Origin of the sequence: Neisseria cinerea, from assembly GCF_900475315.1 — a bacterium.
GTDB classification, from domain to species: Bacteria; Pseudomonadota; Gammaproteobacteria; order Burkholderiales; family Neisseriaceae; genus Neisseria; species Neisseria cinerea.
In genome coordinates, this window is record NZ_LS483369.1 from 111,344 (window position 1) to 126,707 (window position 15,364).

Annotated in this window: 12 protein-coding genes; 3 read left to right on the forward strand and 9 right to left on the reverse strand. The window is 56.3% G+C overall.

The window, feature by feature from the left end; translation table 11 throughout:
- Nucleotides 1-162: 162 nt before the first annotated feature.
- Complete coding sequence (gene dnaE / locus DQM57_RS00650) at nt 163-3,597, reverse strand: DNA polymerase III subunit alpha (RefSeq protein ID WP_111727596.1); 3,435 nt, start codon at nt 3,595-3,597, stop codon at nt 163-165.
- Nucleotides 3,598-3,814: 217 nt separating this feature from the next.
- Entirely contained in the window at nt 3,815-4,054 is a 240-nt protein-coding gene (locus tag DQM57_RS10085; protein ID WP_505265625.1) for a hypothetical protein, read from the reverse strand.
- Nucleotides 4,055-4,358: 304 nt separating this feature from the next.
- Between DQM57_RS10085 and DQM57_RS00665 the strand changes: the two genes are divergently transcribed.
- From DQM57_RS00665 to DQM57_RS00675, 3 genes are all read left to right on the forward strand, one after another.
- Nucleotides 4,359-4,592 (forward strand): RNA-binding S4 domain-containing protein, encoded by a 234-nt coding sequence (locus DQM57_RS00665; protein WP_002240013.1) that lies wholly within the window; start codon nt 4,359-4,361, stop codon nt 4,590-4,592.
- Nucleotides 4,570-4,773 (forward strand): oxidoreductase-like domain-containing protein, encoded by a 204-nt coding sequence (locus tag DQM57_RS00670; protein ID WP_002240002.1) that lies wholly within the window; start codon nt 4,570-4,572, stop codon nt 4,771-4,773. Before DQM57_RS00665 ends, DQM57_RS00670 begins: the two co-directional genes overlap by 23 nt.
- Nucleotides 4,774-4,904: 131 nt before the next feature.
- A complete protein-coding gene (locus DQM57_RS00675) occupies nt 4,905-5,741 on the forward strand; it encodes a PHP domain-containing protein (protein ID WP_101119092.1) in 837 nt (278 codons plus the stop codon).
- Between the two features lie 52 nt (nt 5,742-5,793).
- On the opposite strand, the gene DQM57_RS00680 is transcribed toward DQM57_RS00675, so the two are convergent.
- From DQM57_RS00680 to DQM57_RS00710, 7 genes are all read right to left on the reverse strand, one after another.
- Nucleotides 5,794-7,086: a valine--pyruvate transaminase gene (locus DQM57_RS00680; protein WP_111726281.1), complete on the reverse strand. Its 1,293-nt coding sequence runs from the start codon at nt 7,084-7,086 to the stop codon at nt 5,794-5,796.
- 55 nt (nt 7,087-7,141) lie between these two features.
- Nucleotides 7,142-9,052: a nucleoside-diphosphate sugar epimerase/dehydratase gene (locus tag DQM57_RS00685; RefSeq protein ID WP_111726283.1), complete on the reverse strand. Its 1,911-nt coding sequence runs from the start codon at nt 9,050-9,052 to the stop codon at nt 7,142-7,144.
- Nucleotides 9,053-9,099: 47 nt separating this feature from the next.
- The gene (locus tag DQM57_RS00690; RefSeq protein ID WP_111726284.1) at nt 9,100-10,275 is read right to left on the reverse strand and encodes a DegT/DnrJ/EryC1/StrS family aminotransferase; all 1,176 of its coding nucleotides are present in this window, start codon (nt 10,273-10,275) and stop codon (nt 9,100-9,102) included.
- A 137-nt stretch (nt 10,276-10,412) separates the two neighbouring features.
- A complete protein-coding gene (locus tag DQM57_RS00695) occupies nt 10,413-11,654 on the reverse strand; it encodes a NeuD/PglB/VioB family sugar acetyltransferase (RefSeq protein ID WP_111726286.1) in 1,242 nt (413 codons plus the stop codon).
- Entirely contained in the window at nt 11,647-12,819 is a 1,173-nt protein-coding gene (locus tag DQM57_RS00700) for a glycosyltransferase (protein ID WP_111726288.1), read from the reverse strand. The genes DQM57_RS00695 and DQM57_RS00700 overlap by 8 nt, the downstream gene beginning before the upstream one ends.
- A 19-nt stretch (nt 12,820-12,838) precedes the next feature.
- The gene (locus DQM57_RS00705) at nt 12,839-13,909 is read right to left on the reverse strand and encodes a glycosyltransferase family 4 protein (RefSeq protein WP_111726290.1); all 1,071 of its coding nucleotides are present in this window, start codon (nt 13,907-13,909) and stop codon (nt 12,839-12,841) included.
- Nucleotides 13,906-15,327: a lipopolysaccharide biosynthesis protein gene (locus DQM57_RS00710; RefSeq protein ID WP_111726292.1), complete on the reverse strand. Its 1,422-nt coding sequence runs from the start codon at nt 15,325-15,327 to the stop codon at nt 13,906-13,908. The genes DQM57_RS00705 and DQM57_RS00710 overlap by 4 nt, the downstream gene beginning before the upstream one ends.
- Between the last annotated feature and the right edge of the window lie 37 nt (nt 15,328-15,364).

The following is a 15,364-nucleotide window of genomic DNA, read 5'->3' on the forward strand; positions in this document are numbered from 1 at the left end:
GCACTGCGAAATGAGAACCGTTGCTACAATAAGGCCGTCTGAAAAGATGTGCCGCAACGCTCTGCCCCTTAAAGCTTCTGCTTTAAGGGGCATCGTTTATTTCGGTTAAAAAATGCCGTCTGAAACCGGTTTTTGGGTTTCAGACGGCATTTATGTTTTGGGTTACCAGTTGACGCGCACCGACCGGCTGCCAAGCAATGTTTCCAGTTCGTCAAACAAGCCGGTGCTTGGCGTTACCATCCATTTTGGCGCAATTTTCAATTTGCCTGATGCTTTGCCGTTGCTGTACGACAGTTGCAGCGGGATGTGCGACGTGTCGGGCAGACGGTGGGCGGTGAGGATGGCGGCGAGGCGTGCGATGTCATGGCCGGGGGCGAGGGCTAGGCTGAGGCTGCGGGCGTAGCGTTCGCGCGCCATTTGCAGGGTCATAACTTGGTTTGCCATGATGCGCAGCCCGTCTCCGCCGCCGTAATCGTCGCGGCTGACTTTGGATTCGATAATCAGCACTTGGTCGGATTTGAGGTAGTCGGCGCAGTTTTCCAGCGTCTGGCCGCTGACCATGATTTCAATCTGTCCGCTCAAATCTTCGAGGCTGACGAAGGCGATTTTGCCGCGTTTGCCCATCATGGTGCGCACGGCGGTCACGAATCCGGCGAGGCGCACGCTGTCTTGCGGTTTCAGACGACCTAATTTGGTCGGGGCGATTTGGCGGACTTCTTGGGCATATGGGCTGAACGGGTGGCCAGAGAGGTAGAAGCCGATGACAGTTTTTTCTTCGGTGAGTTTTTCTGATTCGCTCCACATGGGCGCGTTAACGAGCCGCACCGGTTCGATGGCGTCTTCCATCATGTCGAAAAGTCCGCCCTGATTGGCGTTGGCGGCTTTTTGATCGGCGTTGTTCATGGCGAGGTCGATGTTCGCCAAGAGCATGGCGCGGTTGGGTTCGATGCTGTCGAACGCGCCGCCGCGTATCAGGGCTTCGAGGGTGCGGCGATTCATGTGTTCTTTGCCGACGCGCTCGCAGAAGTCCAAGAGGCCCGTAAACTTGCCGCCGCTTTGCCGCGCGGCGATGATGGATTCGACGGCTGCTTCGCCCGTGCCTTTAATCGCGCCGAGTGCGTAGCGGATCTTCATGTTCGGATACGGCGTGAAACGGTAGTCGGATTCGTTGATGTCGGGCGGCAGGAACTCGATGCCGTTGGCGCGGCAGTCGTCGTAGAAATGCTTGAGCTGGTCGGTGTTGTCCAATTCGGACGACATCGTCGCCGCCATAAATTCGGCGGGATAGTGGGCTTTGAGCCATGCGGTCTGGTAGGAAATCAGGGCGTAGGCGGCGGCGTGAGATTTGTTGAAACCGTAGCCGGCGAATTTTTCCATATAGTTGAAGATTTCGTCGGATTTTTCGCGCGAAATGCCTTGTTTTGCCGCGCCTTCGGCGAAGATTTCGCGGTGTTTCACCATTTCTTCGGGCTTTTTCTTACCCATGGCGCGACGCAGCAAGTCCGCACCGCCGAGCGAGTAGCCGCCGATAATCTGCGCCGCCTGCATCACTTGTTCCTGATACACCATAATCCCGTAGGTCGGCGCGAGGATGCCTTCGAGCAGTGGGTGGATGTATTGGAATTCCTGACCCTTCATGCGCGCGACGAAGTCGGGGATGTTGTCCATCGGGCCGGGGCGGTAGAGCGATACGAAGGCGATAAGTTCTTCAAACTTGGTAGTATGCGCCGTTTTCAGCATTTTTTTCATGCCGGTCGACTCGAACTGGAATACGGCGGTGGTGTTTGCATCGCGGAAGATTTGGTAGGCAGCCTGGTCGTCGAGCGGAATCTTGCCGACATCGACAATATCGCCGGTGGTGTTTTTGATGTTGTTCTGCGCCATTTCGATAATGGTCAAGTTGCGCAGACCCAAAAAGTCGAATTTCACCAAGCCCACGTCTTCCACGTCGCCCTTGTCGTACATGGATACGGGCGAGGCGGATTCGTCCGCCTGATACACGGGGCTGTAATCGGAAATCTTGCCCGGCGCAATCAACACGCCGCCTGCGTGCATACCCAGACCGCGCGTCAGGTCTTCCAGCTTTTTCGCCAGCGTAATCAGTTCGTCCGCTTCTTCTGCCTCAATCAATTCCTGAATCTGCGGCTCGGCCTCCATGGCTTTTTCCAAACTCAGAGGTTTGTTGGCTTCCAACGGAATCAGCTTGGACAGTTTGTCGCACAGCATAAACGGCAGTTCTAGTACGCGTCCGACGTCGCGGATGACCGCTTTGGACGACATTGTGCCGAAGGTCACAATCTGACTGACCGCTTCCGCGCCGTATTTCTCGCGCACATATTCAATCACGCGGCCGCGGTTTGCCTGACAGAAGTCCACGTCAAAGTCGGGCATGGAAACGCGTTCAGGGTTTAAGAAACGTTCGAACAGTAGCGCGTATTTGAGCGGATCAAGGTCGGTAATCTTCAATGAATACGCCACCAGCGAGCCTGCACCCGAACCACGGCCCGGTCCGACCGGACAGCCATGTGTTTTCGCCCAGTTGATAAAGTCTTGTACGATAAGGAAATAACCGGGGAATTTCATCTGGATAATGATGTTCAGCTCAAAATCCAAACGTTCCTGATATTCCGGCATTTTTGCCGCACGCTCCGCCTCGTCGGGATAAAGCTGAACCATGCGTTCCTGCAAACCCTCGTTGGACAGTTTTACCAAATAATCATCCAGCGACAGGCCGTCCGGAGTAGGGAAGAGCGGCAGGAAGTTTTTGCCCAATGTGATGTGCAGGTTGCAGCGTTTGGCAATTTCTACCGTGTTTTCCAAGGCCTCAGGCAAATCGGCGAAACGTTCGGCCATGGTTTCCGGTGGAATGAAAAACTGGCTCGGCGTAAAATCGCGCGGACGTTTTTTGTCCGTCAGTACCCAGCCGCCCGCGATACACACTCGCGCCTCGTGTGCGTTGAAGTCGTCGCGGCTCATAAACTGCGTCGGATGCGTCGCCACCACCGGCAAACCCAATTCCTCCGCCAGCTTCACGCTGCCGGAAACGCAAGCCTCCCATTCGGGGCGTTCGGGCAGGCGTTGCAGTTCTAAATAAAACGCATCGGGAAACCATGCCGCATATTTCAACGCCGCCGCACGCGCCGCGTCTTCATTGCCGTTCAACAGATTCACGCCCACTTCGCCGTAATGCGCGCCGCTCAAACAAATCAAGCCGCTGTTGTCGCCGTTTTCCAGCCATTCGGGGTTGAGTTCCGTATGATGGATATTGCGGTCTTTGCCGACATAGGCCTCCGTCAAAAGCTCGCTCAAGCGTAGATAGCCCGCATCGTTGCGGATAATCAGCATGGCGCGAAACGGCTTGTCGGGCGCATTCGGATTACCTATCCACACATCCGCCGCCCCGATGGGTTTAATCCCCGCGCTGCGGCAGGCTTTATAGAATTTCACTAAGCCGAATTCGTTCATCAAATCGCTGATGCCCAAAGCAGGCAAACCGTATTCCTGCGCTTTGGCAATCAGTTTTTTAATCCGCACCATACCGTCGGTAATCGAGAATTCGGTATGCAGGCGCAGCGGGATGTAGGTCGGCTCGGTCATGGCAAAATCGGCGTGAACAATAAAAGGCGTATTGTAGCAGGGTTGTCTTTGGATGGCGGTGTAGGTCATGCCGTTTCAGATTCAGACGGCATGACCTGCAAATGTTTTTGAGCTTTTACGACGGCAAAAAAATGCCTCCTGCCGTATGGCGGAGGCTTCCCAAGAAGTATTGATAGATATAAAGTACTATCAAACTAGTTATAAAGAACTATATACCTTATTCAGACGGATGGCAAGCAGTTAAATTAATTTTACGCTCAAACAGGTTTTTGATTTCGTTTTGATGGCTGATGCCGATGACCAGTGTATCGGGCAGTTCGCGTTTGAGGATGTGCATCAGCGTCAATGCGGATTCGTCGTCGAGCTGGTTGGTGGCTTCGTCGAGGAACAGGATTTGCGGTTTATGCAGCAATGCGCGGGCAAGGCTGAGCCGCTCCTGCCTTTGAGCAATACCCATTCGGGGGCGCAGGCTTTGAGGGTGATACCGGAGAGCAGTTTGCCGCCGCTTTGGGTGTGGACGGTCAGGTCTTGCAGGACGAGGATGCCGCCTGCTTTGTTGCCGGACGGTGATGGGTCGGGCTTTTGTATTGCGGCTGCCGTTGGACAGTGTTTCTTTGATCGGATGGCGACATATGGGGTTTCAGACGGCATTTTTACTTTTATGGAACAGGCAGTGAGGGATATCCTGCCAGCTTTGGGGTAATTTTGGGTACGGCGGCGGCAGGTGCTACAATAACGGACTCTTTCTGAAAGGGGACATCATGGAAGCCACTGTCTATCTCGAAGACAACGAATACATCGCCTTGTGCGACCTCTTGAAATTGGCCGGACTTGCCGAAAGCGGCGGGCAGGCGAAGGCGTTTATCGCCGAAGGGCTGGTGTTGCGCAACGGCGAAACCGAAACCCGCAAAACGGCCAAAATACGCGGCGGCGAAGTCATCGAGTTTGACGGCGCGCGCTTGGAAATCGCAGATGGATACGACCCTGAAGCATAAAGCCGAAGCCCTTTTGGGCGAGCCTCTTTTAGACGAACCCGTCCGCCCCGAGTCGTGGGAATGCTGCGGCAGCGACTGCGGCGAGGCGTGCATTCAGACGATTTATTGGGCAGATAAGGCCCGCTACGACGCGCAACGGCGGAAATTGAAAGAAGCGGGTTGGTCGGACGATGCCGTCTGAAAACGGTTAGGAATGACCGCATAGCGGCTTTTCCTTTGAATTTGCCGTACACCTGTTTTTTAAAATGACCGCCGCCACACTGCCCGACAATATTGCCCCCCGACCTTCATTCACCACACATATAACGCCCCATGATAGACCTGCACTGCCATTCCACCGTTTCCGACGGTATGCTCTCCCCCGCCGAAGTCGTGCGTCTCGCGCATCAAAACGGCTGCACGCTGCTGGCGTTGACCGACCATGACCACACAGGCGGCATCGCCGAAGCGCGTGCCGAAGCCGACAGGCTCGGTTTGCGCCTGATTAACGGTGTGGAAATTTCCGTAACGTGGCGCGGGCGTACCATACACGTTGTCGGTTTGGATTTCGATGAGCAGGACGAAAACCTGCAAAACTTGTTGGCGCAAGTGCGGCAAGGCCGTCTGAAACGTCTTGAAGCCATCGCCGCCAAGCTCGAAAAGAAAGGCATCGGCGGCGCATACGACGGCGCGCTGGCACTGGCGGCAAACAAAGAAATGGTCAGCCGCACCCACGTCGCCGAGTTCCTCATCCAAGCGGGACATGTCAAAAACAAGCAGCAGGCGTTCACCAAATACTTGGGCGACGGTAAATCCTGCGCCGTCCGACACGAATGGGCGACGCTGGAAGACTGCGTCTCCGCTGTCAACGGCGCGGGCGGCATGGCGGTTATCGCCCACCCCATGCGCTACGATTTGTCCGCCACCGCCAAGCGCAATCTGTTTGAAGAATTTAAAAACCTCGGCGGCGCAGGCATCGAAGTCCACAGCGGCAACTGTTGCAAAAACGACCGCCTCAACTACGCGCTTTTGGCAGAACGCTTCGGTATGCTCGCCAGCGCGGGCAGCGACTTCCACCGTTTAAACGACTTTAGCGGCGGCATCCTCGGCGCGTGTCCCGAGCTGCCGGAAAACTGCAGGCCGGTGTGGGCGCACTTTTCCCGACATTGAATGCAGATAAAAATGCCGTCTGAAAACTTTTCAGACGGCATTTTTTTGCGGTTTAAACGTTGTCGTACAGTTTTCGGACGGTTTTACCGATGGCGGCAATGCCTTTTTCCAGCGTTTGAGTGTCCTGCGCGATACTCATGCGGATGCACTCACCCGCGTGCGGGTAATCCTGCGTGTCAATGCCGACGAAGAAATGCTCGCCCGGAATAATCAGCGTACCTTCGGCTTTGAGCATTTCGTACAGGGTTTGCGAAGAAACGGGCAGGTTTTCAAACCAGAGCCATAGGAAAATCGCGCCTTCGGGTTTGTGGATTTTCATCGGGTACGCGCCCAGCTCGCGCTTGAGCAGCGAGACGGCGGTTTGCGCCTGATTGCGGTAAAACGGCCGGATGATTTGGTCGGCAAGCCGTTTCATCTCGCCGCTTTCCAGCAGCGGGGCGGCGATGGCTGCGCCGAAGCGCGTGGGGGCAAGGTTCACAATCGCGTTCAGGCTGCTAACGGCTTTGACGACTTCGGGCGCGGCGACGATGATGCCGGTGCGAACGCCCGGCAGGCCGACTTTGGACAGGCTGAAGCAGAGGATGATGTTTTCGTGCCAATTCAGCGTTACGTCGCTGTAAATGATGTTGGGGAACGGCATTCCGTAGGCGTTGTCGATAATCAGCGGAATCCCGTGTTCACGCGCCAAAGCGTCCAAACGTGCCATTTCGCCGTCGGTCAACACATTGCCGGTCGGGTTGGTCGGGCGCGAACAGCAAATCGCGCCGATTTTGCCCGCTTTGAGTTCGGGCAGGTTTTCCAGTGCGTCAAAGTCCACGCGGTATTTGAAGAAGCCTGCTTCGCCTTCGTGTTCGACGTTTTCGATTTTGGGCTTGACGGAAACGAAGTGCTGCCCTTCGACATGCACGTCGGCATAGCCGATGTATTCGGGTGCGAGCGGCAACAAAATGGCTTTTTCTGCAGATGTGCCGTCTGAAAGGTTGAATTTGCCGCCGAAGAGGTTGAATAAATAGAAAAACGCGTTTTGCGAACCGTTGGTCAGCGCGATATTGTCTGCGGTCAGATTCCAGCTGTATTCGCGGTTGAGGAAGGCGGTCAGCGCGTCAATCAGCGCAGCATCGCCTTGGGGGTTGGAGTAGTTGCCGATGTTTTCGACGGCGTGTTCCGTAGCCAGTTTGGAGAATATGTCGGCAAACGCCCGATCGATTTCCGGAATGCGCGCCGGGTTGCCGCCGCCGAGCATGTTGACGGGCTTGTCGTTTTTGAGCGCGTCGCCGAGGTCGTCCATCAGTTGGAGGATGCCGCTGTGTTGCGTGAATTTTTCGCCGAATGCTGAAAACTGCATGTCAAACTCCGTGTGTGTAAGGTAGGTTGGTTTGTACGTTATGCCGTCTGAAGGTTCAGACGGCATTTTTTCTGTGTGTTTCTCGTACCCAAAGCAGGTCGCAGATGCCGTCGCTCGGGGCAAAGCCGGTCGGGGCGTTGATGAGCAGGGTGCGGATTGCCTGCTGGTCGTAACGGTCGCAGGCTGAACGGATGCGGTCGAGCAGGGCGGAGAGCTCGTGCCATGGCAGCATGGTCTCGTTGGCGGTCATGATGCGCGGATGGCCGGTTTTGCGGACGTTGTCGCCGATGAGCAGCTCTTCGTAGAGTTTTTCTCCGGGACGTAGCCCGGTAATGAGGATTTCGATGTCGCCGTCGGGTTGTTCGGGTGTTTTGGGTTTGAGGCCGCTTAGGGTAATCATTTGGCGGGCAAGGTCGATGATTTTGACGGATTCGCCCATGTCGAGGACAAATACGTCGCCGCCCGTACCCATCGCGCCTGCCTGTATGACGAGTTGGGCGGCTTCGGGTATGGTCATGAAATAACGTGTGATTTCGGGGTGGGTCAGGGTGAGCGGGCCGCCTTCGGCAATCTGTTTTTCAAACAGCGGGACAACGGAGCCGGACGAACCTAAAACATTGCCGAAACGTACCATGCTGAAGCGGGTTTTTTGTCCTGGTTTGGCGGCGAGCGCCTGAAGGCAGAGTTCCGCCATGCGTTTGCTGGCACCCATGGTGTTGGTGGGGCGGACGGCTTTGTCGGTGGAGATGAGGACGAAGGTTCTTACGCCCGATGCCGTGGCGGCAAGCGCGCACTCGAGTGTGCCGAAGATGTTGTTGCGTATGCCTTCGACGGTGTTGAATTCGACCATGGGGACGTGTTTGTAGGCGGCGGCATGGTAAACGGTGGAGACTTGGCCGGCGGTCATGATGCGCGTGAGCAGCGTGCGGTTCTGCACCGAGCCGAGGAAGGGCAGGATTTCGGTATCGGTATTGTTTTGGGTGCAGTATTCGCGCAATTCTTTTTCGATGGCGTACAGGGCGAATTCGGATAACTCGAATAGCAGCAGCTTTTCGGGGCGGCGGCGGATAATCTGGCGGCAGAGTTCCGAACCGATGGAGCCGCCGGCACCGGTTACCATCACGGTTCTGCCGGCAATGTCGGCATTCATGAGGCGGTCGTCGGGCGCGACGGAATCACGTCCGAGCAGGTCGGACACGGAGATTTTTTTGAGCGTGCCGATGCTGATTTTCCCGTCCATCAGGTCTTTCATTCCGGGAATGGTCAACACTTCGCACGGATAGGCTTCCAGTTTGCTGATGATTCGGCGGCGTTGTTCCTGAGTCGCGCTGGGAATGGCGAGCAGGATTTTTTCCACGCCGTAGCGTTCGATGAGGAAGGCGATGGCATTGGGCTGGTAAACGGCAAGGTCGTAGATGACGGTGTGCCAAAGCTTGGGGTTGTCGTCCACAAAGGCGACCGCGGAATATTCGCGTATCTGTTTGACGGCCTCGAGCAGTTGTCTGCCCGACCGTCCCGCGCCGTAAATGATGACGGGGGTCATATGTTTTTTTTGGTGGTCGGATAAAAGGCCGCGTATGACCATGCGGGAGCCGGTTACGGAGACAAGCAGCAGCAGAAAGTAGACGACGGGCAGGGCGAGGCGCAATTTTTCTTCAAATATCAGCGTATTGAGGAAAAACAGTACGGCGGAGACGAGGCTGCCGGCAAAGGCGGTGGTCAGGACGTGGAAACTGACAAAGCGTGTAACGGCACGGTAGAGCCCCATTCTGACGAACAGGCCGATGGTCAACAGCGCGGTCAATAGGAAAGACTGCCAGTTGGCAGGGTCGAACCATTCGTTCGAGTAGTCGGCCTTCAGGCTTTGGGTAAACCAGAAGGCGGTGAAAATCATCAGAAAATCGTGTATGAGGAAACAGATTTTCTTGATGTTGCGCGGTAGGGCAAGCAGGGTTTCCAGAGTCATATCGTGGGGCGGTATGTGCTTTCAGGCGGCATATGCCGTCTGAAGGGTTATTGTGTGGCTTCGGTCAATACGGCTTCGATGTGTTCTTTGCAGAACGCAATTTCGCCGTCGGTCAGCGTCGGATGCACCAAGAACATCAGGCTGGTGTCGCCCAGTTCGACGGCGTTTTTCAAACGCTCTTTCGGACGCCACGGCGTGTTGTCGAAGGCTTTTTCCAAATAGACTTCGGAACAGCTGCCTTGATAGCAGGGGACTTTGCACGCGTTCAGTTCGCTGACGATGCGGTCGCGCGTCCAGCCGTCTTTCAGGTGTTCGGGTTTGACGAAGGCGTAGAACTTGTATTGCGCGTGTTCGATGTAGTCGGTGACTTCAACCAAACGGATGCTGGCAAATTTGCCCAAGCTTTCAGCCAGTTTGGCGGCGTGCGCTTGACGGCGGGCAGTCCATTCGGGCATACGTTTGAGCTGGATGCGGCCGATGACCGCCTGCATTTCCATCATGCGCCAGTTGGTGCCGAAGCTTTCGTGCAGCCATCGGAAACCGGGTGCGTGTTCGCGGTGGTACACGGCATCGTAGCTTTTGCCGTGGTCTTTGTACGACCACATTTTGCGCCACAGCGCTTTGTCGTTGGTGGTGACCATGCCGCCTTCGCCGCCGGTGGTCATGATTTTGTCTTGGCAGAACGACCATGCGCCGACGTGGCCGATAGAGCCGACGGATTTGCCTTTGTATTTCGCGCCATGCGCTTGGGCGCAGTCTTCAATCACCCACAAATTATGTTCTTTTGCCAAGTCCATGATGCCGTCCATTTCGGCGGGCATACCGGCGAGGTGGACGACGATGATGGCTTTGGTATTCGGCGTCAGCGCGGCTTTGATGGTTTCCGCGCTGATGTTTTGGCTGTTCAAATCCACATCGGCAAACACGGGGTTTGCGCCTGCGGTCACAATGCAGGAAGCGGAGGCGAGGAAGGTGCGCGAGGTAACGATGACGTCGTCGCCTGCGACTATGCCCATTGCTTTGAGCGCGACATCGAGTGCCAGCGTGCCGTTGGAAAGGGCGACGGCGTACCGCGTGCCGGCGAAAGCAGCAAATTCTTTTTCAAATTCGCGGCATTCGCTGCCCGTCCAGTAATTGACTTTGTTGGACAGCAGGACTTTGGAAACGGCATCGGCTTCTTCTTGGGTAAAGCAGGGCCACGGGGAGAGGGAGGTGTTCAGCATGGTGTTTGGTCCGTCGGGTTCAGACGGCATTTCTGACAATATGCCGTCTGATGGAGGGGTTTTGCGTGTCCCGATGAATCGGTCGCACGCCGCAGGTGTTGTCAAAATCGGTTTATACGGAGGTTTATTTTAATCGCTTATGCCGCCCCGGTCTTGGGGTTTTTGCCCGTAAGGGGTTTTGCCGGGTTGCCCGCGACGGTCATGCCGTCCGGGATGTCGCACACGATAACCGCCCCCGCGCCGGCGGTAACCCCGCTGCCGACGGTTGTCTGCTGGCGGCTGCACGCGCCCGTGCCTATCCAGCTTTCTTCGCCGATATGCGTGTTGCCCGACAGGTGCGCGCCCGGGCTGATGTGGACGAAAGCGTCAAGCAGGCAGTCGTGATCGACGGTGGCGGCAGTATTCACAATCACGCCGTCTTTCAATACGCTGCCTGCCTGTACGACTGCCTGGGCCATGACGACGCTGCCCTGACCGATGGTTGCCGACGGGGAAACATATGCGTCCGGATGAATCAGGACGGGCAGTTTGAAGCCGAGCGCGGCGGCGCGTCCGGCGATTTGGCGGCGGATGCGGTTGTTGCCGACGGCGACGGCGACGTCGTATTGTTCGGGTGATAAACTGTTTTCAAGCAGCAGCGTCGTGCCGATGACGGAAAAGCCGTCGATGCTGCCTTGTGCGCGGTCGTCCAGAAAAACGATTTCCCTGTACCGGTTGAGTGAGGCGGCAAGGTCGGCAACGACTTTTCCGTGTCCGCCCGCGCCGACGACGGCAAGTTTGCGTTTTCCTGTGAAAGGGGGCATGGTGGCTTCGCCCTGTGCGGAAATCCCTTCCTTGATTAATACTTTTTTAACCGTCAGCAGTAGGATTTTGATGTCGAGGCACAGGCTGAAGTGGTCGATATACCAGATGTCGCATGCGAAGCGTTCGTCCCATGAGGCGGCGTTGCGCCCGTTGACCTGCGCCCAGCCGGTAATGCCAGGTTTCATTTCGTGGCGGCGGTTTTGGAAGTTGTCGTACAGCGGCAGATATTGCATCAGCAGCGGGCGGGGGCCGACCAGGCTCATGTCGCCTTTGAGGACGTTCCACAGTTCGGGCAGTTCGTCCAGGCTGGCGGCACGCAGTTTTTTGCCGAACGGTGTCAGGCGTTCTCCGTCGGGCAGCGGAATGCCGTCTGAATCAAGCGCGTCGCGCATGGAACGGAATTTGACCATTTTAAAAGGTTTTCCGTCCTTTCCGGGGCGTTCCTGAATGAAGAAGACGGGCGAACCCAGATTCTTGCGGATGAGGTACGCCAAAATCAGGAAAACGGGTGAGAGGACAATCAGCCCCGATGCAGATGCGATGATGTCGAACAGGCGTTTGACGGCTTTACTCATTTGCCAATCTTTCAATCAGGTTGACGATTTTCTGATAGGAAATGTCGCGCCTGAAGCGGCGGACGATTTCATCGGACTGTATGGCCCCGTTTTGTTTTGCCATCAGGCTTTCGGCGGCATGGGCGAAGCTGTCTGCATCGCCGGAACGGTAGTTTTCGTGCGGCAGCAGGTTCAGGAGGTCGAGGACTTCGGCATTGGTCTGGCTGTTCAGTACGGGTTTTTGCAATGCCATGTAGTCGGAAAGTTTGTTGGTAACCGACTGCATGGCGTGGCTATGGATGGCGTTGACGGCGATGTCGCAGCCTTTGGCGACCGACATCATTTCGGCGTAGGGGAGGTAGCCGTAAAACTTGATGGCGTGGTTTTCATGCTGTTTCAGCTTTTCTAGGTCTGGGCCGCCGCCCATGATGTGCAGTTCGACGTTTTTCCCGCTGTCCAGAAGTTTCTGTATCCCCCTGCAGGCAGTATCGACATCGTAGCTGTGACTGAGCGTGCCGAAATAGAAGAAGCGGGTTTTGACCGTGTCGAAACGGTGTACGGGCGAGGATGTGATGGTGGGGAAATCCGCGCCGATATAGACGGTTTCGGCGGGGACGTCGGGACGTGCCTCGCGGGCGCGGCCGAGGTAGGTTTGCGATACGGCGACCAATGCGTCGGCGCAGCGGTAGGCGCAATCGGCACGGTCGGCAAAGGGCAGCAGGTTGTGGGGGATTTTTTTCAAAAACGGTATGACCGAGGAGAAGGACTCCGGCCATACGTCCTGTACGTCGATGATGAGTTTGTAGCCCAAACGCACTTTGTGTTGTCCCAAGAGCAGGTTGGTCGCCATCAGCGGATAGGCGGAATAGACGATGTCCCATTCGTGCGGGCGGCAACCTTCTAAGAGGCGTTCGAAATTTTTGACGAAGGTGCGGTGGCTGGCAAGCCGTGCCAGTGAGACGTTTTTGCCGTATCCCGGCTCGTCCAGCAGTATGACCTTCAGGCGCTCTGCGGAGGCGTTTCGTGCATCTTCATGCCGTCTGAAGGATTTGTCGTAGTGGCGGAAACGGCTGGTAATCAGCAACACGTCGTGCGATTGCGACAATCGTTCTGCCAGATACCAAAAGCGGTTGAAATACGGTTCGGACGGCAGCGAGCAGTAGGGGGCGACTATGGTGATGTTCATCGGCAGCTTTCAGACGGCATTACATGGTATAGGCGGCCATGGTGGTACGGTAGATTTCGTCGTCGGAACAGAGTGCGGCGACGTGTGTGTGCAGCCTTTTGCCCATTGCTTCGCGCAACTCCGGCTGTCTGACGAGCGTGTCTACGGCGGCGATAAAGGCTTCTTCGTCGCCGAAGGGGATGCAGTAACCCGTTTCCCCGTTGACGACCATTTCGGAAATGCCCGCCATATCGTAGGTAACGACGGGCGTGTCGTAAAGTCCGGCTTCTAAGATGTTGTTGCCCACACCTGCGCCGTGGTCGCCGATGCAGTGGGGCGTGTTCACCAAAATATCCACGTCTTTGAAGTAGGCGGTCAAATCGCGCACGCCGCCGAGGAAGGTAACTTTGCCGTCTATGCCCAGACGTTCCGCCTGCGCTTTCAAATTGTCCATTTCTTCGCCTATGCCCGCCACGTTCAGGCGTACGGGCATATCGCGGTCGACCATTTTTTTGAAAATGTCCAGCATCAGATGCACGGCGCGGACAGTGTCCAGACGCGACAGCGTGCCGAGCATGACGCAGTCTTTGGCGGTTTTTTCGGGAACGGAATCGGGACGGTGCAGCGCGTTGTAGGTATAAGTGATGCGGTGTGCGGGAAAACCGTAGCGGATGAGTTTGTCGCGCTCGTGTTTGCAGTTGCCGATGATGTACACGCCCAAACGGTCGAACAGCCGGGCGATTTTCGGATAGGTTTCGGGGTTCAGCCCGCGTGCGTGGTAGAACACTTTGGTTTTCGGCGAAACGATTTTGGCGGCAACGGCGCAGGCGGGCACGATGCGCGCCATTTGGCAGTGGATGATGTCGGGTTGTTCGCGCCGCAGCATTCGGGCGTAGGCAATCATGCCTTTGAAGTAGCCGAAAAGGCCGCCGCGATAGAAATCGACGGGTTGCCAACGTATGCCCAAGGCTTGCGCCTCTTTGAGCAACGGTCCGTCCGAAGAGGCAAGGATGATGTCGTGTCCGTGCTGCCTGAGCAGCCGGCCGAGGCGGAAGGTGGCGTTTTCCGTGCCGCCCAGACCCGCCATAGAAGTGGTCAAAACGATTTTCATGATGTGGAACCCATGTTTTTCAGACGGCAAAACAGGCGGTTTAATTCTGCTTTGTGCCGCAGGATGCAGCCTGCCAAATATACGGTCCATACGGCGGCGAACAGGGGATGGTTTTCCCGTGTGCCGAAACAGGCGTGGACTGTCGCGGAGGTCAGGCAGAACAATGTGTGCATATAAAGCGGCAGGCGTTTGAGCGGCTGCCACAGGCGGGAAGAGCTTTCTGTCTTTAAAACAAAAAACAGCCAGAATGATGCGGCGCAGGCAACCGCCGCACCGCGCGCGCCTTCAGACGGCACGAGCAGCCTCAACAGCAGCAGGTTTGCCGACAGCGCGGTCAGGTTGGCAAGCGTAATCAGCCGTGTTTTGCGGACGACATTCAAACCGATACCGCTGATTTCGGTCAGCGTGTAAAACAGCGGCGGTAACATGCACGATACGACGATAAACCTGACGGACGCATAGGTTTCAGGCAGCAGGCCGGAAACCAAAGGTGAAAAAATACCGGTCAGGCAGACGGCTGCGGCAAGCAGCGCGGCGGCGGATTCTGCGGTTGCCGAAATGTGCGGTATCGGGGTATTTTCTTCGACCATGCGGAAGATATGCGGCGTCCAGACCGTTGAAAAAATATTTTGGAACACCAGTGCCGCCGCACCGAAGGTAATCCCCATCGAGTATATGCCGAGCTGTTCCAATCCGGCGTATCCTTTCAGAAAGAAGCGGTCGGCAGAAGTCAGCCCCCAGTAGGCGAGGTTGCCCAGTGCGAGCGGTATGCCGTAGCGCAGGCCGCGATGCAGGACGGCGGATGAAAACGGTGCGCGCCATGCGGCTTTCAGACGGCATCGGTTTTGAAACAGCAACAGGGCGAGGGCGGCGAGGTTCGCCAGTGTGTAAACGGCACCGAGCGTGGCGGTGTGTGCAGGGAAGTGCAGCAGCCCGACCGCCAGTGGCAGCAGCGGCAGGACGGTGAGCTTCGGTATGAGTTGTGCGGAAGAAAAGGCAAACGCACGTTCTTCCATACGTAAAATCAGGGAGAAAAAACGAATCAGCAGGACGGTCAGCGCAAACAGTACCAGCCCGATGCCGGCGGCGGAGTCATCAAGCGAGAACAGGATTTCAGACGGCATTTCCGGACGGGAAAGCAGGAAGGCGGCCATTACGGCGGCTGAGAGCAGCGGCGGCAGGAACAGGGTTTTGAACAAAGTGTCTTTGTCGGCGGCGGCATAGTATTCGCGGATGTATGCCTGATCCAAACCCATGCCCAAAACCAATATGCCCAAGCCTGCCGCCGTCTGCATCAGTATGATGCGTCCGATGTCGGCAGCAGGAAAGTACCACGACAGAAGCGGCAGGGTCATTATGCCCAAAACCGCGCTGCCGAGGGAACCTGCCGCGTAGCCGAGGATTTTTTTTGTGTCCATTTCAAATGTTCAGACGGCATCGGGATACTCTCCAATG